The organism is Aeromonas sp. QDB31 (assembly GCF_027707605.1).
In the GTDB taxonomy this organism is placed as follows: domain Bacteria; phylum Pseudomonadota; class Gammaproteobacteria; order Enterobacterales; family Aeromonadaceae; genus Aeromonas; species Aeromonas media.
Genome location: NZ_JAPCIX010000004.1, coordinates 157,409 through 180,154 on the forward strand (window position 1 = coordinate 157,409; position 22,746 = coordinate 180,154).

The 22,746-nt window shown below is 63.7% G+C and carries 21 protein-coding genes and 2 pseudogenes; 13 read left to right on the plus strand and 10 right to left on the minus strand.

The window, feature by feature from the left end; genetic code table 11:
* The first annotated feature begins 173 nt into the window (after positions 1-173).
* Together sbcB and PG898_RS06060 are read left to right on the plus strand one after the other, a co-directional pair.
* Positions 174-1,601 carry an exodeoxyribonuclease I gene (gene sbcB, locus PG898_RS06055; protein WP_270823982.1) on the plus strand — a complete coding sequence of 476 codons (1,428 nt, stop codon included), beginning with the start codon at positions 174-176 and terminating at the stop codon, positions 1,599-1,601.
* Positions 1,602-1,747: 146 nt separating this feature from the next.
* A complete protein-coding gene (locus PG898_RS06060) occupies positions 1,748-2,254 on the plus strand; it encodes a hypothetical protein (protein WP_041205536.1) in 507 nt (168 codons plus the stop codon).
* Between the two features lie 58 nt (positions 2,255-2,312).
* Here the strand turns inward: PG898_RS06060 and PG898_RS06065 are convergent, their stop codons facing one another.
* Positions 2,313-4,028 carry a glycoside hydrolase family 36 protein gene (locus tag PG898_RS06065; protein ID WP_270823981.1) on the minus strand — a complete coding sequence of 572 codons (1,716 nt, stop codon included), beginning with the start codon at positions 4,026-4,028 and terminating at the stop codon, positions 2,313-2,315.
* Positions 4,029-4,158: 130 nt separating this feature from the next.
* Here PG898_RS06065 and PG898_RS06070 point away from each other — a divergent pair, with 130 nt between their 5' ends.
* The 3 genes from PG898_RS06070 (at position 4,159) to cdd (ending at position 6,325) form a co-directional block, all read left to right on the plus strand.
* Positions 4,159-4,518, plus strand: a complete 360-nt coding sequence (locus tag PG898_RS06070; protein WP_218408717.1) for a CidA/LrgA family protein — start codon at positions 4,159-4,161, stop codon at positions 4,516-4,518.
* Positions 4,515-5,201, plus strand: coding sequence for an LrgB family protein (locus PG898_RS06075; protein WP_005332953.1), 687 nt, complete (start codon positions 4,515-4,517; stop codon positions 5,199-5,201). The genes PG898_RS06070 and PG898_RS06075 overlap by 4 nt, the downstream gene beginning before the upstream one ends.
* 242 nt (positions 5,202-5,443) lie before the next feature.
* Positions 5,444-6,325: a cytidine deaminase gene (gene cdd, locus PG898_RS06080; RefSeq protein WP_005332954.1), complete on the plus strand. Its 882-nt coding sequence runs from the start codon at positions 5,444-5,446 to the stop codon at positions 6,323-6,325.
* 79 nt (positions 6,326-6,404) lie between these two features.
* Here the strand turns inward: cdd and PG898_RS06085 are convergent, their stop codons facing one another.
* The 3 genes from PG898_RS06085 to PG898_RS06095 all read right to left on the minus strand — a co-directional run bounded on the left by PG898_RS06085 (position 6,405) and on the right by PG898_RS06095 (position 9,671).
* A complete protein-coding gene (locus PG898_RS06085; RefSeq protein ID WP_270823980.1) occupies positions 6,405-8,069 on the minus strand; it encodes an AMP-binding protein in 1,665 nt (554 codons plus the stop codon).
* Between the two features lie 99 nt (positions 8,070-8,168).
* Positions 8,169-8,447 (minus strand): YfcL family protein, encoded by a 279-nt coding sequence (locus PG898_RS06090; protein WP_005332956.1) that lies wholly within the window; start codon positions 8,445-8,447, stop codon positions 8,169-8,171.
* Between the two features lie 108 nt (positions 8,448-8,555).
* Complete coding sequence (locus tag PG898_RS06095; protein ID WP_270823979.1) at positions 8,556-9,671, minus strand: ATP-NAD kinase family protein; 1,116 nt, start codon at positions 9,669-9,671, stop codon at positions 8,556-8,558.
* Between the two features lie 109 nt (positions 9,672-9,780).
* Here PG898_RS06095 and PG898_RS06100 point away from each other — a divergent pair, with 109 nt between their 5' ends.
* Entirely contained in the window at positions 9,781-10,503 is a 723-nt protein-coding gene (locus tag PG898_RS06100) for a TerC family protein (protein WP_226169445.1), read from the plus strand.
* Positions 10,504-10,586: 83 nt separating this feature from the next.
* Here PG898_RS06100 and aroG read toward each other — a convergent pair whose 3' ends face one another.
* The 5 genes from aroG to PG898_RS06125 form a co-directional block, all read right to left on the minus strand.
* Complete coding sequence (gene aroG / locus PG898_RS06105) at positions 10,587-11,642, minus strand: 3-deoxy-7-phosphoheptulonate synthase AroG (protein WP_043132286.1); 1,056 nt, start codon at positions 11,640-11,642, stop codon at positions 10,587-10,589.
* A 208-nt stretch (positions 11,643-11,850) separates the two neighbouring features.
* Positions 11,851-13,131 carry a 3-phosphoshikimate 1-carboxyvinyltransferase gene (gene aroA, locus PG898_RS06110; RefSeq protein WP_043132287.1) on the minus strand — a complete coding sequence of 427 codons (1,281 nt, stop codon included), beginning with the start codon at positions 13,129-13,131 and terminating at the stop codon, positions 11,851-11,853.
* A 173-nt stretch (positions 13,132-13,304) separates the two neighbouring features.
* Complete coding sequence (gene serC / locus PG898_RS06115) at positions 13,305-14,393, minus strand: 3-phosphoserine/phosphohydroxythreonine transaminase (RefSeq protein WP_270823978.1); 1,089 nt, start codon at positions 14,391-14,393, stop codon at positions 13,305-13,307.
* 224 nt (positions 14,394-14,617) lie between these two features.
* Positions 14,618-15,547, minus strand: coding sequence for an electron transfer flavoprotein subunit alpha/FixB family protein (locus PG898_RS06120; protein ID WP_270823977.1), 930 nt, complete (start codon positions 15,545-15,547; stop codon positions 14,618-14,620).
* A 103-nt stretch (positions 15,548-15,650) separates the two neighbouring features.
* Positions 15,651-16,403, minus strand: coding sequence for an electron transfer flavoprotein subunit beta/FixA family protein (locus PG898_RS06125; RefSeq protein WP_226169450.1), 753 nt, complete (start codon positions 16,401-16,403; stop codon positions 15,651-15,653).
* A 126-nt stretch (positions 16,404-16,529) separates the two neighbouring features.
* On the opposite strand from PG898_RS06125, the gene PG898_RS06130 reads away from it, so the two are divergent.
* From PG898_RS06130 to PG898_RS06140, 6 genes and pseudogenes are all read left to right on the plus strand, one after another.
* Complete coding sequence (locus tag PG898_RS06130) at positions 16,530-18,200, plus strand: electron transfer flavoprotein-ubiquinone oxidoreductase (RefSeq protein ID WP_270823976.1); 1,671 nt, start codon at positions 16,530-16,532, stop codon at positions 18,198-18,200.
* 132 nt (positions 18,201-18,332) lie between these two features.
* Complete coding sequence (locus PG898_RS21330) at positions 18,333-18,410, plus strand: hypothetical protein (protein WP_408750256.1); 78 nt, start codon at positions 18,333-18,335, stop codon at positions 18,408-18,410.
* 24 nt (positions 18,411-18,434) lie between these two features.
* Positions 18,435-18,515, plus strand: a pseudogene (locus tag PG898_RS21335) (4Fe-4S dicluster domain-containing protein); the annotation flags it as partial.
* Positions 18,516-18,539: 24 nt separating this feature from the next.
* A pseudogene (locus PG898_RS21340) lies at positions 18,540-18,620 on the plus strand (4Fe-4S dicluster domain-containing protein); the annotation flags it as partial.
* A 308-nt stretch (positions 18,621-18,928) separates the two neighbouring features.
* A complete protein-coding gene (gene corA, locus PG898_RS06135) occupies positions 18,929-19,876 on the plus strand; it encodes a magnesium/cobalt transporter CorA (protein ID WP_005332981.1) in 948 nt (315 codons plus the stop codon).
* A gap of 131 nt (positions 19,877-20,007) precedes the next feature.
* Complete coding sequence (locus PG898_RS06140) at positions 20,008-20,469, plus strand: DUF2919 domain-containing protein (RefSeq protein WP_042648660.1); 462 nt, start codon at positions 20,008-20,010, stop codon at positions 20,467-20,469.
* 18 nt (positions 20,470-20,487) lie between these two features.
* Here PG898_RS06140 and PG898_RS06145 read toward each other — a convergent pair whose 3' ends face one another.
* Complete coding sequence (locus PG898_RS06145; RefSeq protein WP_270823975.1) at positions 20,488-21,240, minus strand: hypothetical protein; 753 nt, start codon at positions 21,238-21,240, stop codon at positions 20,488-20,490.
* Between the two features lie 262 nt (positions 21,241-21,502).
* On the opposite strand from PG898_RS06145, the gene PG898_RS06150 reads away from it, so the two are divergent.
* Positions 21,503-22,738, plus strand: a complete 1,236-nt coding sequence (locus tag PG898_RS06150; protein ID WP_042648662.1) for an MFS transporter — start codon at positions 21,503-21,505, stop codon at positions 22,736-22,738.
* The last annotated feature ends 8 nt before the right edge of the window (positions 22,739-22,746 follow it).

Below are 22,746 nucleotides of genomic sequence, written 5' to 3' on the forward strand. Positions count from 1 at the left end.
ATAAAATTTTGTACTAACAAAATACCATGTTTTGTACTTTGAGTTGTACTAATTGGATGGTGAACATAGGCAGACAGACACAAACAGCAAAGAATTTATTGGGTGCTCAGACAAAGCTGAACACATCATTAAGAACCATATAATCAGAAGCTTAGGCGATAAAACAAGAACAGATGAGCACACCCAAGAACCAAACAACACAGCCCACATTCTACTTCCACGATTACGAGACCTTCGGCATCAGCCCCGCCAAGGACAGGCCGTCGCAGTTTGCGGGTATTCGCACCGACGCCGACTTCAACATCATCGGCGAGCCACTGGTGATTTACTGCAAACCGCCCGCGGATTACCTGCCGGAGCCGGAAGCCTGCCTCATCACCGGCATCACGCCGCAGAAGGCGATGAAGGACGGCCTGTGCGAGGCGGACTTCATTCGCCAGATCCACGAGCAGTTCGCCACCCCGAACACCTGCGTGCTGGGCTACAACAGCATCCGCTTCGATGACGAGGTGACCCGCTACACCCTCTATCGCAACTTCTATGACCCTTATGCCTACAGCTGGCAAAACGGCAACTCCCGCTGGGACATCCTCGACATGCTGCGGGCCTGCTATGCCCTGCGTCCGGAGGGGATAGAGTGGGCCCAGGACGACGAGGGCAAGCCGAGCTTCCGGCTTGAGAAGCTGACGGTGGCCAACGGCGTGGCCCACGCCAACGCCCACGATGCGCTCTCGGACGTCTTGGCCACCATAGAGATGGCCAAGCTGGTGAAAAAAGCCCAGCCCAAGCTGTTTGACTACCTGTTTGCCCTGCGCAACAAGAACAAGGTGAAGGCGCTGATCGACGTGGTGAGCATGAAGCCCCTGGTGCACGTCTCCGGCATGTTCTCCCCCTGGCAGGGATGCGCAAGCTGGGTCTCGCCACTCGCCTGGCACCCCAGCAACCAGAATGCGGTGATCATGGTGGACTTGACCCGCGACCCCACCCCGTTCATCGAGCTCACGAGCGAGGAGATCCGCGAGCGCCTCTATACCAAAAAAGAGGATCTGGGAGATCTCGCGGCCATTCCGGTGAAACTGGTGCACATCAACAAGTGCCCGGTGCTGGCGCCGGCCGCCACCCTGACCCCGGAGCGGGCCGACCAGCTTGGCATAGACCGGGAGCAGTGTCGCAAGAGCCTGGATCTGCTGCGAGCCCATCCCGAGGTGCGGGAAAAGCTGGTGGAGGTGTTCAATCAGGAGTTTGCCGGCAGCAATGACAGCGATCCCGATACCCAGCTCTACGCCGGTTTCTTCGGTCACGGCGACAAGTCCACCATGGATCTGGTGCGCGCCACCCCGGCGGATCTGCTGGGGGAGCGGGAGTTTGCCTTCAGTGATCCGCGCCTGCCGGAAATGCTGTTCCGCTACCGCGCCCGCAACTGGCCCCACACCTTGAGCGAAGCGGAGCAGAAGCGCTGGCGCCTGCACTGCAGCGACTACTTCAGCCGCCGTCTGCCGGACTATGTGCCCCGTCTCGAGGCGCTGGCGGAGCAGAATCAGAGTAACGAACGGAACTTTGCGATCCTGAAGAGTCTCTATCGCTACCTGGAAGATCTATGAGATGTGAGGCGTTTCACACTTAAAACCCGGTAAGCTCCCCGCGTCCGCGACATAATGAGCAGGGGAGCCAAGCTCCTGATAGTTTGATAATTACATGCGCTGCCGGCATGGATGCCGCGCCTCGACTGTTGGGGATCTCTCGTTTTATGCGTTCAGCACTGTCTGCTCTCACCCTTGTCGCCTGTGCCTTGCTGCCCCAGACCACCCTGGCCGGGGTGCGTTTTGAAGTGCCGGACTATCTGCTGCGTCTGCCGGAGCAGACCTATCAGCTCATCGAGCGCAACTTCAGCACCCTCTATCAGCAGACCGACTTCACCCCCCAGATCACCAACAGCTATTTCAACCACTCGGATCTCTACCGCTTCGCCGGCATCCCGCTCGCCATCACGCCCCAGAACGGCTTCCAGATGGAGATCTTCGGCCAGCTCTACAACAAATCGTCCCAGATCTATGCCCAGATGAGCCAGGATCTCTCCCTCTATCGCACCCTGCGGGTCGACATGATGGGGGATCAGAGCGACGAGGTCGCCATCGGCATGGGGCTCGGCATTCCCCTCAGCGCCCGCCTGACCCTCAAGGCGCTCGCCTCCAGCAACGAGATCCCGGGTTATGGCTCCGCCAACTACGCCATCGGGATGGAGTGGCACTTCTAGGGGTCAACCCCACCCGATAAAAAGGCTCCCGAGGGAGCCTTTTTGCTGAGTGCAACATTCAGTAGTAGCGGATCACCGCCCCCTGGCCCCCCTCCAGCAGCAGCGTCTCTCCCAGGGGAACCTCACTCCAGAAATCCCTCCCCCCCGCCGGCAGCGCCATCTCTGTGGCTTGCTCGCCCCAGTTGAACAGGCAGAGCAGCTCGCCGCCCCCGGGCAGGGCCACCCGAGCGCGGCCAAACCCCATGTCATCGAACCGGGCCGCCGGGGTGCGCGCGGCGCACAGGGCCAGCAGCTTGCCAAGGTACGCCCCCTGTACCTCATCCAGATCCTGCAGCCTGTCCCCCGCCAGCACCATGCCACCGCTCGCCACCAGGGCGGCCAGGTGGAAGTCGTACTCGGCGCGGCTGGCGTGCTGGCCCGGGATATCCCGCAGGCAGACGCAGTCGGGATCCAGCGCCCAGAGCCGGTCGTTTTGCCAGGCGCGACTGAAGGCTTCCCGCGCTATCTGGCGAAAACGCCGGCCCTGGCGCTCCACGTCATCGCTCACCCGCATGCCGTGCACCAGGCCGAGGCTCGGCCAGATAGGGGCGTTGCAGCCGAGCAGGAAGGCCCCCTCCCCGGCACCGCGCAGGATGGCGGCCATGCCGCGCCGATAAGCCTCCACCCGGGTGGCGGCTGGGTCGTGGAAGCGGCCGCCGTGGATGGCGCCCCAGAAGTTCGCATCGAGCTTGAAGTAGTGGATGCCCCACTGCTCGCGCAGGGTGCGAAACACCTGCTCGAGGTGGGCCTGCACCTCGGGATGGGTGCCGTCCAGCACATACCAGGGGGTGCAGCGCCAGCCGCCGTAGGTGACCCGCTCCGAGGGCAGCGGCAGGCCATCCTCCCCCTTCACGAACCAGTCCGGGTGCTGCTGGAATACCTGGGAGCCGGGCTCGGCGATAAAGGGGGCGACCCAGAGCGCGGGCTCGCAGCCAGCGGCGCGGATCTCCCCTGCCAGGGCTGCCACCCCCTGCTCGAACTTGGGTGAAGGGGTGAGCCAGTCCCCCATTTTCGCCTGATAGCCGTCGTCTATCTGCACGTAACGCAGGGCCGGGAAACGCATCGCCCGCACCGCTAGGTTCTCGCGAATGTCGGCGGCGCTCACATCCGCATAGTAGTGATACCAGGAGCACCAGCCACTCGGGCGTGCGGGCACCTCGTTCACCAGCGACGGGGGTTCGGCCTCGATATAGTCCGCCAGTGACCCCAGCAGGGCCTCCCTGTCCGGCCCCTCCAGGCAGATCAGCGCCTCGCTCTGCCAGTGCTGGCCGGGTGCCAGGGTGCGCCCTTCGGCGTTCATCACTATCTCCAGGCGCCCGTCCGGATAGAGGCGAAACTCCCCGCCAAAGCGCTGACAGCTCGCGAACGCCAGCAACAGCCAGCCCCCCTCGCAGGCCACCAGCAGCAGGTTGTGCACGGTGTGATAGCCATCGTCGGCTGTGATGCGATAGACGCTGGCGTCGGGGCAGCGGCCCACCGGCTCGGGGGCCTGCCAGCTGCCCATGGTCTGGGCCAGCATCTGGAACCCCTCTCCGTAGATGGCCGCGTCGGGAGCAAGACCGAGATCCCCCTCAAACAGCCGCCAGTGACGCACGGCCTCGGGGCTGGACCCAATGTTGTCCAGTCTCACCCGGCACAGGGGGCCGTCCCACTGGCGGGTTTGCAGCAGCTGGGGAGGCAGGGCGGGATCGGCGGGCAGCTGGCGCAACCTGGCCAGAAAAGAGGGGGAAGACATGGGATCTCCTGCGTGTGATGGGAAAAACGCGAGGGGCCATTGTATCCCCTGCGGGTCAGTTGACCCTGTTCCATCCCCCCCGTGCCTGTTAAACTGCGACCTCGCTCACAGTTGCCAAGATGAGGCCCCCGTGTTGTTGCAACGCGCCTTGCGCTACCTTCGTGATTTTCTGGTCATCATCGCCTGCCTGCTGGCAGGCAAGGCCCTGGCTGCCCTGCTGCCCTTCACCTTCCCCGGCAGCATCATCGGCATGCTGCTGCTGTTCGTGCTGCTCTCCCTGCAGCTCATCCGCTTCTCCTGGGTCGAGCAGGGGGGCGGCCTGCTGCTACGCCACATGGGGGTGCTGTTCGTGCCGGTCGCCGTCGGCCTCGTGGCCTGGCTCGAGCCCCTGCGCCAGTCGTTTGGCCTCATCATGCTCTGCGTCGTGCTCGGCATAGTGCTGATCCTGGGCGCCGTCGGCCATCTCTACCAGAGGATGAACAGACAATGATGTTCTGGTTGGCCCTGCCCCTGACCCTGGCACTCTATTTCATGACCCGGGCCCTCTACCGCCGCCTGCCCTGGCCCGTCATCAACCCAGTGCTGATCCCCACCGCCGTCATCATAGGTCTGCTGCTCTGGCTGGATCTGCCGCTGGATCAGTACCAGCGCGGCACCGTCCCCATCACGGCCCTGCTGGAGCCCGCCGTGGTAGCGCTGGCACTGCCCCTCTACCAACAGGCGCGCCAGATCCGGGACAAGCTCAGGCCCATCGTCATCTGCACCCTCACCTCGGTGCTCATCTCGGTCTGCACCACCCTGGGCGTTGGCCACCTGATGGGAGCGGATCCGGCGCTGCTCGCCTCCATCGCCACCAAGTCCATCACCACCCCGCTCGCCATGAGCGTCAGCCAGTCCCTCGGCGGCATTCCCGCCATCGCCGCCGCCGTGGTGGTGGTGGTGGGGATACTGGGGGCCCTGATAGGCTATCCCCTGCTCAGGCTGATGCGAGTGACCGACCCCGAGGCCCAGGGACTCGCCATGGGGGCCTGTGCCCACGCCATCGGCACCGCCGCCTCCGCCGAGCAGGGGATCACCCAGGGGGCCTTCTCGTCGCTGGCCATGGTGGTGTGCGGCGTGCTGACCGCCGCCGTCGCCCCCCTGCTGTTTGCCCTCTATCACTGGCTGACCTGATCCCCACTGCGCCCAGCCATAGCCGCTCCAGGCGGCTATGGCTCACACTCTCTCCTGGTGCCCAACCCTATTCAGACGGCACTTCTGCGCCCCCCGTGCTGCGAGCAAGCGCACAGATTGCGAAAGACAAACGTTTCCTTTACCATTCCCGCCCCTTTGCCCATCAAGGCGTGAGCGCGCTCACACATTTCGCCGCGCTTGCTCCCTACAATGGCCCCCCAATTGGCCTTTGAGGACACAGTATGCATCCCCGCTTTGCCAAGCCATTCGAGACCCTTTCCGCCCCGCTCCAGGCTGCCCTGCTGCCCATGCTGGGGGACGATTTCCAGGCCCGTTTTACCCCTGAGCAAGTGGCGACCCTGAAAGCCGCCACCGGGCTCGACGATCGGACCCTGCGCCTGGCCCTGCTGCCGCTGGCGGCCGCCTGCTCGGTCGCCCCCATCTCCAGGTTCTTCGTCGGCGCCATCGCCTGCGGCCTGAGCGGCAGCTGGTATTTTGGCGCCAACATGGAGTTTGCGGGCCAGGGGCTGTTCCACTCGGTCCACGCCGAGCAGTCCGCCATCTCCAACGCCTGGCTGGGCGGCGAGACCGGGATCAGTGAAATCACCGTCAACTACACCCCCTGCGGTCACTGCCGCCAGTTCATGAACGAGCTGAGCACCGCCAAGACCCTGAAGGTCTCCCTGCCGGATGACTTGAGCGAGCTGCAGTCCTTCCTGCCTCACTCCTTCGGCCCCGCCGATCTCGACATCACCGATGCCCTGATGAGCCCCCAGGCCCACGACGAGCTCAAGCTTGAGAGCGACGACCCCCTGTGGCAGGCCGCGCTGGCCGCCGCCCGCCAGAGCTATGCCCCCTACAGTCAGGGCTATGCCGCTGTGGCGCTGCAGTTCGAGGACGGCCGCATCTTCTGCGGTCGCTACGCCGAGAACGCCGCCTTCAACCCAAGCCTCCCCCCCATGCAGATGGCTTGCGCCCATGCGGTGCTGGGTGGCGAGGAGCTCGCCTCGGTGCGCCGCGCCGTGCTGCTAGAGAGCAAGTCCGGCCAGATCAGCCAGCGGGATTCCGCCCAGTCGACCCTCAAGGCGCTGGGGCGGGTGGAGCTGGAGTACCAGGCGGTCTGAACCACAGTTGCCTGCAATGACGAAGGGGAGCCACTGGCTCCCCTCTTTGCATTTGTGTTCAAGACACGGCTCGCCCTTGTCAGGACTCCCAGATGATACGCTGGACACCGGACCAGCGCTCCCCGATGTCTGCGTATTTCTGCTCCAGCAGATGGCGGCGGATCTTCATGGTGGGGGTCAGCACCCCGTTCTCTATGTTCCAGGGGCTCTTGACCACCAGGATGCCACGCAGGCGGGCATGGGACTCGAGTTGGCCGTTGACCCGGGTCAGTGCGGCCTCCAGCTGGGCGTCGACCCCGGCCTTGTCCCCCTTCATGGCACTCTCGGCCAATTGCACCAAGGCGACCGGCTGCGGCATGCCATAACCGATGACGCACAACTGCTCTATGATGGGTTCCTGCCCCAAGAGCCCCTCGATGGGCACCGGCGCCACGTACTTGCCCTTGGCGGTCTTGAACACGTCCTTCATGCGCCCTGTGATGGTGAGGTAGCCCTCCCGGTCCAGCTTGCCCATGTCACCGGTGTGCAGCCAGCCGTCGGCGTCGATGGCCTCCGCGCTGTGCTCGGGATCCTTGTAGTAGCCCAGCATCATGCCGTCACAGCGGCAGAGGATCTCTCCCTCCTCGGAGATCTTGATGGTCACCCCGGGCCCGGCCTTGCCGACGGTCCCGATCTTGTCCGCCCGGAAGGGGTAGTTGAGGGTGGAGTAGGCGTGGTTCTCGGTCATGCCCCAGGCCTCGGTGATCTCGATGCCGATGCTGTGATACCACTCGAGCAGTGCCGGGGCCACCGGGGCCGAACCGCAGCCCAGCACCCTAGCCTGATCCAGCCCCAACCCCTTCTGCAACTTGCTTTTGACCAGGCCGGAGATGAGCGGGATCTTGAGCAGCAGCGCCAGCTTCTTCTGGGGCAGCTTCTCGTGGATCTTGATACGGAACATGGCCCACAGCCGCGGCACCGAGATGAAGACGGTAGGCCGGCAGCGCTTGACGTCCTCGATGAAGGTATCGAGGGACTCGGGGAAGGCGATGGTGGCGCCGCTGAACAGGCTGCCGCCGTAGATGTAGACTCGCTCCGTGATGTGGGCGAGCGGCAGGTAGGAGAAGCCGCGGTCCGCCGCCGTCAGGGAGACCGCCTCCACCAGCTTCTCGCAGGACCAGGCGTAGCGCTCCACGCTCAGCATGGCGCCCTTGGGCTTGCCGGTACTGCCTGAGGTGTAGACCAGACTCAGCAGGGCGTCAGGCGCCTGCACCGGGCTGTCCGGGATGGGCTCATGGGCATCGAGCAACGCGTCCCACTGGTGGGCGGCCGGCATGGTGTCGTACGGCAGGGCGATGCGCAACAGATCGGCGGGCACCCCCGCCTCCTGGCTCTTCCAGTCGTCGAGCTTGCCGACGAAGATCGCCTTGGCCTCGCTGTGGCGCAGCACGTATTCGATGGTGTCGACGTTGGCGGTCGGGTAGATGGGCACACTCACGTATTGCCCCATCTGCATGGCCAGATCGGCGATGAACCACTCTGCGCAATTCTTGGAAAGCAGCGCCACCTTGTCACCGGCAACCAGTCCCAAGGCACGCAGTGCCGTCACCATGCGCCGCGCCTCGTCGGCGACCTCACCCCAGGTGAAGTCGACGTATTCGCGGTGGATGGTCTGGCGAAGATAGATCCGGTCGGGACACTGCCGCTCCCAGTGATAGAGCATCTCGAGCGGCAGTTTGGTGGCAATGCGTGAGGAGGAGGCCATAGTTTAATCCCTGAAACAAAAGGCGAGCCTCATTATTAACCTTTTGATAACACTCAGGGAAGCAGATTACTTAAACTTCTGTTTGAATTGCGAAAGGGATCAAGCTTCCGCCTGCTGCTGCAGACGCTTCCACATCTCCTGCACCAGCACCTCGTCCTGCTCGGAGAGCTCCCCCTGCAAGATGGCCTCGTTCAGGCTGCGCAGCACATAGCTCTTTACGTCCCGCACCAGGGTCTTGCCCTCCAGCTCGGCGCGCGCCACCGCGAGGGAGATATGACCCCGCAGGTAGCCGCCCGCAAACAGCTCGTCCTCGCTGGCCGTGGCGACCATGGCGTCGATCAGTCCCAACAACTTGTGTTCAAAATCGTGAATCGTCATTTAACGCAGCCTCATTTCCGGGATTGCCGGCAAAAAATTCGGGGGAGTGGAACCGCGATCCGGTTGATCGCAGCTCTCTGGCGCCAGGCCAGCCGCATCCTTGATGTCCTATTCCGGGTTGGCCACCGGGTAGATGACCTGATCCTTGTATCCCGTGGTGATGCGCAAATAACCACGTAACGACCGGTTCAGTGCCGGATCGTCGGTATCCACCAGCAGCGGACGGCCCTCGAGAGCCGCCAGCTTGGACTTGGTGGCGAGCACCTGGATATGGTCTCGCCCGACGGCCCGGATCACCTCTGGACTCAATTGCTGATTTCCGCGCCCGAACAGATGTCCCTGGCCACCGATCAGGGTGATGATCAGGCGGCAGCGACGGCCGCGGATCCGGGTCAGGATCTCGGCGGCGGAGAGATCCTGCCCGATAAGCCGGCCATTTTCCACCAGATCCACACCGAGCAAGGTATTTTCGAGACCCAGCTCGGCCATGCAGGCGGCCACCGTGCTCCCCGACCCCATCAGGTAGAGGGTATCGGGCTCCATCTGCTCCACCACACCGGCGGCGAGATCGGCGAGCACCAGCTCCTCGGACTCCTTTCCGCCCTGCTTGACCGCCTGGACGTAGCGCAGATCCCCGGGCACCAGCAGCTGGCCGTAGTGGCGGGCGCGCACCTTGCCCGCCCGAAACGCCTCCTCGTCGATGTCCATCACCTCCGCATCCACCAGACTCAGGAGCTCGCCTGCTATCATCCGCGCCGCCACCCGGCCGCTCGCCACCGGGGTCACGCCGTAGACCCCGGAGTGGATCTTGCACCCCGCCGGGATGCCGAGCACATGGCAGGACTCCCCCACCGCCGCGCAGATGTCCCGGGCTGTGCCGTCGCCACCGGCGAACAGCAGCAGATCCACCCCCGCTTCCCGCAGGGCCAGGGCGGCGGCCCGGGTGTCCTCGGCGCTCGTCTGGGCCCCGGCTGGCTGGTAGACGATGCTATGAGGCAGCCCCAGCTCGGTGGCCAGTGTCTCCCCCATCTCCCCGGCCACCGTCAGCAGCTCGAACGGCGTGGACAGCTCGCACAGGGGCAAGAGGGCCTGGCGGGCCCGCTCCCGGGCCTTGGGGGTGGCACCGCGTGCCAGCGCCTCGGCCACCATGCCGTCGCTGCCCTTGAGACCGACGGCACCGCCGATGCCGGCGATGGGGTTGATGATGAGCCCTAATCGAAACATGTTTTCCTCCCGTTGGATGGCTGCCATTTTTATCTTTTCCCGCCACTGGGACAAGCCATAACCCCCTGCTAGAATGCGCTGCTTCAAATTTTTCAACCAAGGTTCAATCATGCTGGAATGGATTGCTGACCCCTCAGCCTGGGTAGCGCTCGCCACCCTGACCCTGCTCGAGATCGTGCTGGGCATCGACAACATCATCTTTATCTCCATCCTGGTGGGGCGTCTGCCGGAGGCTCAGCGCCAGAAGGCGCGGATCCTGGGGCTGGGGCTTGCCATGGGCACCCGCATCCTGCTGCTGCTCTCCTTGGCCTGGGTGATGCGTCTCACCGAACCGCTGTTCAGCGTGCTGAATGAAGCCATCTCCGGCCGGGATCTGATCCTGCTGGTGGGGGGCCTGTTCCTCATCGCCAAGAGCACCCACGAGATCCACCAGAGCCTGGAGGGCGCCGCCGAGGAGCCAGGGACAGTGAGCAAGACCGTCGGCTTCATGTCGACACTGGTGCAGATCGCCATCCTCGACATCATCTTCAGCTTGGACTCCGTCATCACAGCGGTCGGCATGGCGGATCACGTGCCCGTCATGGTACTGGCCATCGTCATCGCCGTCGGCGTCATGATGTTTGCCGCCAAGGCCATCGGTGACTTCGTCGACACCCACCCCACCATCAAGATGCTGGCCCTCTCCTTCCTGATCCTGGTCGGGGTCGCCCTGATGGCCGAGGGGTTGGACTTGCACATTCCGAAGGGTTACATCTACTTCGCCATGGCCTTCTCGCTGGTGGTGGAGATGATCAACATCCGCCTGCGCGGTCATCAGGAGCGGGCCAAGTAGGCCCTCTCTTTCTGAGCCAACAAAAAGCGCGACCCTGGGGTCGCGCTTTTTTATTGCCGTGAGCGGGCATCCCCGCCCTTGCCTCAGAGGGCGTTTCGGGTGGCCACGGCGTCCGCCAGATTGCGCAGCAGCACCTCGGTATCGGCCCAGCCGATGCAGGCATCCGTGATGCTCTGGCCGAAGGTGAGCTCACACCCTTCCACCAGATCCTGACGACCTTCCACCAGGTGGCTCTCCACCATGACACCGAACACCGCCTTGCTGCCGGCACGCAGCTGACCGGCCACGTCCTCGGCCACCAACATCTGGTTCTTGAACTGCTTGCTGCTGTTGGCATGGCTGAAATCGATCATCACCTTCTGGGGCAGACCGGCCTTGTCCAGCCCCTTCACCACCTCATCCACGTGGGCGGCGCTGTAGTTCGGCTCGCGGCCGCCGCGCAATATGATGTGACAATCCGGGTTGCCGGCGGTCGAGACGATGGCGGAGTGGCCGTACTTGGTCACCGACAGGAAGTGGTGCGGGGCGCTGGCGGCGCCGATGGCATCGATGGCCACCTTGATGGTGCCGTCGGTACCGTTCTTGAAGCCCACCGGGCAGGAGAGGCCGGAGGCCAGCTCGCGGTGCACCTGGGATTCAGTGGTACGGGCACCGATGGCACCCCAGCTCATCAGATCCGCCACGTATTGCGGGGTGATCATGTCGAGGAACTCGGAAGCGGTCGGCAGCCCCATGTCGTTGAGATCCAGCAGCAGCTTGCGACCAATGCGCAGGCCGTCGTTGATCTGGCAGCTGTTGTCGAGGTAGGGATCGTTGATCAGCCCCTTCCAGCCGACCGTGGTGCGCGGCTTCTCGAAGTAGACCCGCATCACGATCTCCAGCTGACCCTTGAGCTCGTCGCGCAAAGTCTTGAGGCGCTTGCCGTATTCCAGGGCGGCGACCGGATCGTGGATGGAGCAGGGGCCGATCACCACCAGCAGGCGCTGATCGTCACCGGCCAGGATGTTGTGGATGGCCTGACGGGATTCAAACACTGTGGAAGAGGCGGTCTCGGTCGCCGGAAACTTCTCTAGCACCGCAACCGGGGGCAATAACTCTTTGATTTCACTGATACGAACGTCGTCGGTTTGATGCTGCATGACCAAGTTTCCTGCTAAATGACTGCGATGAAGAAACTTCAATCTAGCCCGCGACCGGGACGGTGTAAATAGAAAATTACATTCTTTGGCAAGGAATTTTATCAGCACACCTTGCAAGTTTGGATAATGCTGCTAAAGGGCGTTGGTAAACCGGGAAGAAGACGGGAGGCAAAAACGAACGGGCCCGCACAAGGCGGGCCCGACGGACTCAGGCCTGGCTGATGCTGGCCAGCTTGTCGAAGTAGTCCGGGAAGGTCTTGGAGGTACAACCCGGATCATTGATGGTGACGGCGGTATCGGACAGCGCCACCAGCGAGAAGCACATGGCGATACGGTGGTCGTTGTAGGTATCGATGGCCGCATGCTTGAGCTGCGCTGGCGGGGTGACGGTGATGAAGTCACGCCCCTCCTCCACCTCGACGCCCAGCTTGCGCAGCTCGGTCGCCATGGCGTGCAGGCGATCGGTCTCCTTCACGCGCCAGTTGTAGATGTTGCGAATGGCGGTCGGCCCCTTCGCAAACAGCGCCGCCACGGCGATGGTCATGGCCGCATCCGGGATGTGGTTCATGTCCATGTCGACGCCGTGCAGGGGGGCCTGCTCGGCCTCGATGAAGTCGTCACCCCAGGTGATGCGGGCGCCCATCTTCTCCAGCACGTCGGCGAAGTGGATGTCGCCCTGAATGCTGTGCTTGCCGATACCGGTGACCCGCACCTTGCCCTTGATGGCGCCCGCCGCGAGGAAGTAGGAGGCACTGGAGGCGTCCCCTTCCACCAGGAAGTCACCGGGGCTGACATAGGTCTGGTTGCCCTTGATGTAGAACACCTTGTAGTCGTCGTGCTCGATGACCACCCCGAACTGCTTCATGATGTGCAGGGTGATGTCGATGTAGGGCTTGGAGACCAGCTCCCCCTTGATGTGGATGCGGGTGTCGCCGGCCGCCATGGGGGCGGCCATCAAAAACGCCGTCAGGAACTGGCTGGAGACGGAGCCGTCGACGTGCACGTCGCCGCCCCACAGACCCTTGGCATCCACCACCAGGGGCGGATAGCCATCCTTTTTCAGATACTGGATATGGGCACCCGCTTCGCGCAGGGCATCCACCAGGTGGCCGATGGGGCGCTCTTCCATGCGTGGCTCGCCCCCCAGCATGTATTCACCGGAGCCCAGACAGAGCGCCGCACAGAGCGGGCGCATGGCGGTGCCGGCATTGCCGAGGAACAGATTGACCGGCGCCGATAGCGCAAAGCTGCGGCCCAGGCCATGCACGGTGCACTCCGTCTTGTCGGCGGAGAGCTTGTACTTGACCCCGAGCTGGGTCAGCGCCGCCAGCATGTGGCGGATGTCATCGCTGTCGAGCAGGTTGGTGAGCCGGGTGGTGCCCCGTGCCAGGGCTGCCAGCAGCAGAGCCCGGTTAGAGACACTTTTGGAGCCAGGCAGATTGACCACCCCGGCCACGCTAGAAATGGGTTCCAAACGCAACGAATTCATAGACTTCCCGTACGATCTCAAGTAAATCACCTGACCGGACGTTAACAGCCCGCGCCCCGCGCGGCAAGACCGTCTGTGGCACAAAACCGGGGCAACTGGGCTGGCGGTCAGGATCTTCTGGAAAAACAGACGCCGGGGAGCCCCCGGCGTCATTGCTATTGGGGGAACACGCCTCAGCCGTGACGCTTGGCAAAACCATCCATGAAGCTGACCAGCGCCTTGACCCCTTCCAGCGGCATGGCGTTGTAGAGGCTGGCGCGCATGCCGCCGACGATGCGGTGCCCCTTGAGCGCCAGCAGACCGGCGGCTTCCGACTCGGCCAGGAACTGCTTGTCCAGGGCCTCGTCTTTCAGCTGGAACGGCACGTTCATGCGGGAGCGGCAGGCCGCGTCCACCTTGTTGCCGTAGAAGCTGGAGTCGTCGAGGTAGCCGTAGAGGAAGTCGGCCTTCGCCTTGTTGCGCGCCTCCATCGCCTCGAGCCCGCCCTGCTCTTTCAGCCACTTGAACACCAGGCCAGCCAGATACCAGGCGTAGGTGGGCGGGGTGTTGAACATGGAGTCGTTCTTGGCGGTGAGCTGGTAGTCGAAGATCGAGGGCACGTCGGCTCTCGCCTGGTTCAGCAGGTCGTCCCGCACGATGGCGATGGCCAGCCCAGAGGGGCCTATGTTCTTCTGGGCACCGGCGTAGAGGATGCCGAAGCGGCTCACGTCGATGGGACGGGAGAGGATGGTGGAGGAGAGATCTGCCACCAGGGGGACATCGCCGGTGGCCGGGATGTCGAACATCTCGATGCCATCTATGGTCTCGTTCGGGCAGTAGTGGACATAGGCCGCGTCGGCACGAAACGCCGGGGTCGGCAACAGGTGGCTTATCCCCTGCTCGTTCTTGGCGACCCCCTGGAAGGTCTGGATGTCCCCGTATTTCTGGGCCTCATCCACGGCGCTCTGGGCCCAGACGCCGGTCACCAGGTAATCCGCCTTCTTGTTGGCGCCCCCCAGCAGGTTCATGGGCACGGCAGAGAACTGGCCGCGACCGCCGCCGTGCATGAACAACACCTTGTAGTTGTCCGGTACCGCCAGCAGCTCGCGCAGATCCGCTTCGGCCTTCTCGGCGACCGCCATATAGGGCTTGCCGCGATGGGACAGCTCCATGACCGAGGCTCCCAGCCCCTGGAAATTACAAAATTCGCGCTGGGCGCGCTCCATGACTTCAACCGGCAACATGGCGGGGCCGGCGCAGAAGTTGTAAATCTGTTTGCTCATGACGCTTTCCGTGAGTGGATGAGAGTGATCGATGACTCGAACGTTTTTACACGACAGGCCCCCGTGGGGGCAAAGGCTTTTTGGGATCCAGCGCAACCTTTTGCCCCCATGGCCGACGCCGCCGCCATGGAAAAAGCCCTGAACGGGCCAGGGCTTGCAGCGAACATGCATGGAAACGGGGGCGAGGCAGCACAGACGGCTTTCTGCGCCCCTTTATGGCACATTTACAGCTTGGCGGTGAGCTCCGGCAGCAGGGTGAAGAGATCCCCCACCAGGCCGTAATCCGCCACCTGGAAGATGGGGGCTTCCGAGTCCTTGTTGATGGCGACGATCACCTTGGACTCCTTCATCCCCGCCAGATGTTGGATGGCCCCCGAGATGCCGATGGCGATGTAGAGCTCCGGGGCCACTACCTTGCCGGTCTGGCCCACCTGCAGATCGTTGGCCACAAAGCCTGCGTCCACCGCGGCCCGCGAGGCACCCACAGCCCCGCCGAGCTTGTCGGCCAGCGCCTCGATGAGGGCAAACTGCGCCTTGGAGCCGAGCGCCCGTCCGCCCGAGACCACCACTCGCGCCGCGCCGAGCTCGGGCCGGGCGGATCGCACCGCGCGCCGCTCGATGAGCCGGGTCCGGCAGGCCAGCTCGGGGACGGGAAGGTGTTCGACCCTGGCCTCAGGCCCATTGCTCTCGGCGCAAGGGAAAGCCGATGCCCGTATGCTGAGCACCTTGACGGGCGCCGTGCTCGCCACCCTGGCAATGGCGTTGCCCGCATAGAGGGGGCGCAGGAAGGTATCGGGCCCCTCTATGCCCGTCACCTCGGAGATCATCTCCACCCCCAGCCTGGCCGCCACCCGCGGCAGCAGATCCTTGCCGTGACTGCTCGCCGCCATCAGGCAGTGCTGATAGTCCCGCACCACGGGGGCCAGCAGTCGATCGAGCCCGTCATTGAGCCCTTCCGCCAACATGGGGTGCTCGGCCAGCAGCACCCGGTTGACCCCCTGCAAGGAGGCCGCCTGCTCGCCCGCCTCCGCCAGACCCTGACCCAGCAGCAGCAGGTGAACCTCGGCGCCCAGCTGAGTCGCCGCCGTGACCAGACGGGCGGCGCTGTCCGCCAGCTGGCCCTGATGATGTTCGGCAATGATGAGTACGCTCATGGCAGCACCTTGATGTCGTCCGTTGATGTTCCTGTCCGTTCGCCAACGCGCTCGCTGGCGGCAACCAGTTGGCCCGCGGGATAGGCCGTGCCCCTCAATACGCTCATGGGATCACCTTGGCTTCGTGCTTGAGCCTGTCCAGCAGCTCGTCCACCGAGCCCACCCTGACGCCGGCGCGCCGGGGGGCAGGTGCCATCACCCCGAGCAACCGAGTCTGACCGGCCGGCTCGACGCCGAGGTCGGCAAAGGACGCGCTCTCGAGCGGCTTGCGCTTGGCCTTCATGATGTTGGGCAGCGAGGCAAAACGCGGTTCGTTGAGGCGCAGATCCACGGTCACCACCGCCGGCAGCGGCATGCCAAGGGTCTCGAGGCCGCCGTCAATCTCGCGGGTCACCTGCAACTCTCCCTCCACCAGCCTGACGGCGGAGGCGAAGGTGGCGAGCGGCCAGTCGCACAGGGCCGAGAGCATCTGACCCACCTGGTTGTTGTCAGAGTCGATGGACTGCTTGCCGAGCAGCACCAGGCTGGGCTGCTCCTGCTCGCACACCTGTTGCAGGGCGCGGGCCACGGTGAGTGGGGTCAAAGTCTCATCGGTAACATAGTGCAGCGCCCGATCCGCCCCCAGCGCCAGGGCGTGACGCAGCTGTTCGGCCGCGGCCTCCGGGCCGAAGGTCACCACCACCAGCTCGCTCGCCACCCCGGCTTCGCGCAGCCTGACCCCCTCCTCCACCGCGATTTCACAAAACGGGTTCATGCCCATCTTCACATTGGCGAGCTCCACATCGGAGCCATCGCTCTTGACCCGGATCCTGACGTTGTAATCAACGACCCGTTTGACTGCGACCAGCAGCTTCATGGCGGTCATCCCTCGTATCGGTTGAGTGAATCCATTTTGCACTCTCACACTTTTATGCTGACAAAATGGTTTACGTTTACGTAAACTACCAGCACTACCCTAGGCCAAGTCGAGCGCAGAGGCAAGATGGAACGCGAAGCAATGGAATTTGATGTCGTCATCGTCGGTGGCGGCCCGGCTGGCCTCAGTGCCGCCATCGCATTGAAGCAGCAGGCCCCGGATCTCTCGGTCTGCCTGCTGGAAAAGGGGGCGGAAGTGGGCGCCCATCTGCTCTCCGGCGCCCTGCTCGATCCCGTCGCCCTCAAGGAGCTGTTGCCGGATCGCTGGCAAGAGGCGCCGCTCGGCGTCCCGGTCACGGATGATCAGGTCCATCTGCTGCAAAGCGACAACCGCGCCCTGCAACTGCCCAACTGGGCGGTGCCACCGCGCATGCACAACGACGGCTGCCACATCATCAGCCTCGGCAACCTCTGCCGCTGGCTCGCCCGGGAGGCCGAGGCGCTCGGGGTCGAGATCTACCCCGGCTTCGCGGCGAGCGAACTCATCGTGGAAGCGAACAGGATAAGAGGGGTGGTGACCGGCGATCTGGGTCTCGACAAAGCGGGCAATCCCAAGGCGGATCACGTGCCCGGTATGGCACTGTATGGCCGCTACACCCTGTTTGCCGAGGGGGCCCGCGGCCACCTCGGCAAACAGTTGATCGCCCTGTTCACGCTGGAAAACGCCGCCCAACCGCAACACCAACCTCAGCACTATGCCATCGGCTTCAAGGAGCTGTGGCAGGTGCCGGCTGGCCAGTCTCATCCCGGCCGGGTGCTGCACGGCAGCGGCTGGCCGCTCGGTGAGCAGCGGGGCAGCAAGAGTCAGGGGGGGTTTTATCTCTATCATCTGGCAGAGGATCAGGTGGCGGTCGGCCTCATCGTCGATCTCAACTACCAGAATCCCTGGCTCAGTCCGTTCGACGAGTTCCAGCGCCTCAAGCACCATCCGCTCATCGCCCAGACCCTGCAGGGGGGCGAGCGCATCAGTTACGGCGCCAGGGCCATCACCAAGGGGGGCTGGCACTCCCTGCCCCGCATGCATTTCCCCGGCGGCCTGCTTATCGGCTGCGATGCGGGCACCCTGGATTTCTCCCGCATCAAGGGCATTCACACCGCCATGAAGTCCGGCATGCTGGCGGCCAGCACGGTCGCCATGAGCCTGCGCGGCGGCGATGAGGGGGGCCGAGATCTGGCCGAGTATCAGGACGCGCTGCAACAGAGCTGGCTGGCGCAGGAGCTGCAAACCGCCCGCAACTTCGGCGCGGCGTTGCACCGCTTCGGCCCCTGGCTCGGCGGCGCCTTCAACTGGCTGGAACAGCGGCTGTTCCCCCGCGCCTCTCCTTTTACCCTGCTGGACAAGGAGCCAGACTATCGCCAACTGCGCCTGGCCAGCCGTTGCCAGCCCATCGACTACCCCAAGCCGGACGGACGGCTCAGCTTTGACAAGCTCTCTTCGGTGTACCTGGCCAACACCAGCCACGACGAGGATCAGCCCTGCCACCTCAAGTTGCAGGACGAGCGCATCCCGGTGACGGTCAACCTGCCCACCTGGGCGGAGCCCGCCCAGCGCTACTGTCCGGCCGGCGTCTTTGAGATCATTGAGGCCGAAACCCCGGAGGCGGAGAGTCAGCCTCGCTTGCAGATCAACGCGGCCAACTGCATCCACTGCAAGACCTGCGACATCAAGGATCCCAGCCAGAACATCGTCTGGACGCCGCCTCAGGGAGGGTCCGGCCCCAACTATCCCAATATGTGACCGGCGAGGTTCGGGCTGGGGCCTGACATCAAGGATGCTCAGCCCCAGAACATCGCCTAGACGCCGCCTCAGGGAGGGTCCGGCCCCAACTATCCCAATATGTGACCGGCGCGGTTCGGGCTGGGGCCTGACATCAAGGATGCGCAGCCCCAGAACATCGCCTGGGCACCGCCTCAAGGAGGGTCCGGCCCCAACTATCCCAATATGTGACCGGCGCGGTTCGGGCTGGGGCCTGACATCAAGGATACTCAGCCCCAGAACATCGCCTGGGCACCGCCACAGGGAGGATCCGGCCCGAACTATCCCAATATGTGATCGGTGCGGTTCGGGCTGGGGCATGACATCAAAGATGCGCAGCCCCAGAACATCGCCTGGGCACCGCCACAGGGAGGCTCGGGGCCGAACTATCCCAATATGTGACCGCTGCGATTCAGGCTGGGGCTTGACCTCAAGAGGTTCACCCGAACAAGCCCCCATGCCCTGGCTATCCCACCCGGGTCATGGGGATGTGAACAGCTGCTCCGACCTCGCCGTTTTTTTGAGCGAACAGGCTGAACCCCCGATGAATAGCCCCTGACAAGCGCGGCCCGCCCCTGTATAGTTCGCCGCATTCAGGTTGTCCATCGGCCTCGTTATGCTATTTCATGGAATCGCTTTCTGTGCGATCTAAGGCCGCATGAACCTGTGCAACCATCCCTGATTACCCATGACTTCTTAAGGGGGGACAGATGATCACCGCCTACATTCTCAACAACAAGGTGCTGGACATAGTCACGCTCGGGCCGGACGACATCGTCCCCGACAACACCGTCTGGCTGGATGCCTACAAGCCGGACACGGCGGAGCGAGAATGGTTGACGGGCCTGTTCCTGGAGGAGGTGCCGGACAAGGAAGAGCTGGACGACATCGAGGCGTCCGCCCGTTTCTACTGGGACACCGATGGTCTGCACATCCACTCCCTGTTCCCCCAGCGTATCGGCCGCGACACCAAGGGTGTCCACGTCTCCTTTACCCTGCGCAACAACCTGCTGATCAGCATTCGCGAGGATGATATCGGCCTGGTGCGCCTGCTGCGCCACTATATGCGCCAGGACAGGCTGGAGGTGGAGAATGCCCTCGACATCCTGCTGGAGGTGCAGAACCTCAAGGTGGAGTACCTCTCGGATCTTATCGAAGACGGCTACAAGACCCTGGAGAACACCGCCGATCAGATCTTCGAGCCGGATCAGATCAACTCCATGCTCAAGGAGCTGATGGCCCAGGAAGAAGCAAACGGCCAGATCCGTCTCTCCCTGCACGATACCCGCCGTGCCCTGCGCTTCCTCAAGCGCAGCCTGCGCCAGCGCATGACGGGGGAGCAGAACAAGTGGATCGACGAGATGCTGCACGACGTGGAGTCCCTCTTGCCCCACACCCAGTTCCTGTTCGACAAAATCAACTTCCAGCTGGAGGCCTCCATGGGGGTAACCAATCTGGAGCAGAACAAGGTGATCAAGATCTTCTCGGTGGCCGCGGTGATCTTCCTGCCGCCGACGCTTATCGCCAGCATCTACGGCATGAACTTCGGCCGCATGCCGGAGCTCGCCTGGGAATACGGCTATCAGATGTCGCTGGTGCTGATGGTGATGTCGTCGCTCGGCACCGGCCTCTTCTTCAAGCGCAAGGGCTGGCTGTAACCTCTTCCGGCGTCAGACAAGCTGCACAGAGATTGGGGGGCATGGCCCCCCGATTAATTCCCCCGCCTTGCAAAGGGCCGCCCCCCGCCCCATATCCCCTGCATCAATAGTTCAACCCCGGAACGGGCCTTATGACCCTCTACCCCGAACATCGCTATGACGATCATGGCCAGCTGCGCCCGCCGCTCTGGTTCTGGCCCATCGCCCTCTTGCTGACCCGCTCGGTCTGGCTGTTTCTGATGGCCGGCGTCACCCGGGAGAGCGGCAGCGCCATCCTGACCCTCTTCTACCCGGACAAGATGAGCCTCTATCTCGGCCTGCTGACGGATGTGCCCGCCATGCTGGCGCTGCTGGCCTGCGGCGGCACCTATCAGCAGACCCAAAGCATTCGCGCCAGACTCAGGCGTCACAGTCGGGGCCTGCTGCTCTGCTCTACCGCGAGCGGTCTGGTGATGCAGTTGCACAGCCTCAATCTGCAAGCGTGGTCGTTCAGCTGGCCCACCGCCCTGGTGCTGGTCGCCAGCCTCTGGGCGCTCTGGTATCTGCTCAAGAGCCGTCAGTTACGGGACTACACCCGGGATCAACCCCATTAACAGGCACCGTCGGCCGCCTCATTGACGCATGACCCGGATCTGCAGGGTCTGACGTTCGCTGCCGCTCGCCACCCCGAGCTGTGACGGATTGGATAGCGCGGCCCCCTGACCCTCCTGGCTGGTGGAGAGCTCCCCCACCGTCAGCCACTGACCCGGGGCGCCGCTCACCTCGGTGGCGCTCTGCCCGGTCTTGATGTCGCCCCGCTCCAGCCTGGCCTGCTCACTGCTGAGCGCTATCTGTACCCTGTCCCCTATCAGGGTGGCTGTAGCGTAGAGACCGTTCATCAGCGGCATCATGCCCACCACCCGGCCTCCCTGCCAGCGATAGAAGGTGACCGGCTGATAGGAGCCCATCTGCAGCAGAACGGGCCGCCCCGAGAGGCCGCGCACCTGCCAGTTGTCCTGCTGGGTGCGCTGGTAATCCTCGGCCCCCCCCTCCACCAGCCAGCGCCGTTTGGCGTTGTCATTGCCGATGCCGATTCCCGCCTGCCGGCTGTTGGACGCCCCCGCTACCCGCCACTCGATGAGCAGGCTCTGGGGCGGCTGGTTGAGCTGATCCAGGGTGGCCTGAGCCTCCTGCAACTGGGCAGGAGTCCCGCTCAGTACCAGCTGGTTACCCATGGCACTCACCCCTAGCGCCGGGTATATCTCCTTCAGGGTTCGCACCATCCCCTCTGCCTCAAACACCGGGATGACTTTCACCTCGGCCCGCAGGGGCAAGGCCCAGAGTCCACAGCACCCGAGCACCCAATACCATCGCCAACTTCTCATCGTCGCCTCCACATCAGTTTTTTTCCCACCGCCTCTCTTGCATCACCTTGCCATCATGGGCCATGGCGCCCCGATTGCAATGGCAAGGGGCAAGCTGCCTGGCTCAGGACGGTATCATGAAGGTCCTTATCCGGCTCGCTTTCGAGCCCAAATAAAAGACTCATTGAGAGACCACCCAATACAAATAAAAATGGTTATCATTTGTTGTCACAACAATATCCCTCGGATACAATTCGGACTCATTTTTTCGAGTCAGCCTCTGATGAAGCCAGAACCTGTCGTCTCCTCCCCTGCTGCTATCCATCTGGCCCTGCTGATCAACATGCTCTCCATGGGCAGCATGATGATGGTGATGCCGCTCGGACCCGATCTGGTGACCAGCCTCGGCATGGCCCCGGAACAGACAGGTTACTTCAGCGGCGGCGCCACCCTGGGAGCCGCCCTGATGGGGCTCCTTGCCGCCCCCTGGCTCGATCGGGTCAATCGCAAACCCGCCCTGCTGGTGCTGCTCACCTTGCGTTTTCTGCTGCTGATGGCCTGTGCCCTGGTGCAAGAGAGCCAGCAACTGCTGCTGCTCTTCATCCTGTCCGGCTGCGTGGCCGGGCCCCTGGCCGCCATCCTGATGGCCGCCGTGCTGGATCTGGTGCCACCGGCCGAGCGTGGACGCCGCCTCGCCTACGTGGGTATGGCGTTTTCACTTGCCGCCATTCTGGTGGTGCCCGTCGCCCTGGTGCTGGCCCAGTGGCTCGGCTGGCAGAGCCCCTTCCTGCTGTTTGGCGCCAGCGGTCTGCTGCTGGCCCTGCTCTGCACCCGCCTGCTGCCCTCGTTGCCGGTCAGCCGCGCCCCGCAGGGCCAGGGGCTGCGCCAGTTGCTGGGCTCGCCGCTCTGTCAGGGGGCCCTGTGCATCCTCTGTCTACAGATGTTCGGCCACTTCCTGCTGATCCCGCACTTTGCGAACTACTTCCAGTTCAACCTCGGTTTCCCGCGCCAGCAGATCGCCGCCCTCTATCTGTGCGGCGGCCTCGCCAGCATGGCCACCATGCGCCTGTGCGGCGGCTGGATAGACCAGGGCCGCGCCCAGGGCGCCATCTTGCTCACCAGCCTGCTGCTGGCCCTGGTCACCCTGCTCGGCTTCGCCCTGCCGGTCGGCCTACCCGTCTACCTGCTGTTCACCCTCTTCATGGCCCTGAGCTCGGCCCGCGCCAGCACCACCCTTGCGGTCACCGCCGCCATTCCAGCCCCCCATCAGCGCGCCGCCTTCATGTCCTTCCAGGGCACGGTCACCAATGTGGCGGCCGGGCTCGGCAGCCTGCTCTCCGCCAGATATCTGGTCTCCGACGAGGGAGGCGCATTGCACGGTTTCGCCGCCCTGGCCTGGATCAACATCGGCTGCGGCCTTCTGGCCTGCATCGGCGTCTGGTTCCTCATCCGGGGACTGAAGAGCACAAGAGATAACAATAATCCTGCCTCTGGTACTGCCAGACAAGGAAGTCAGTGAGCATTTGG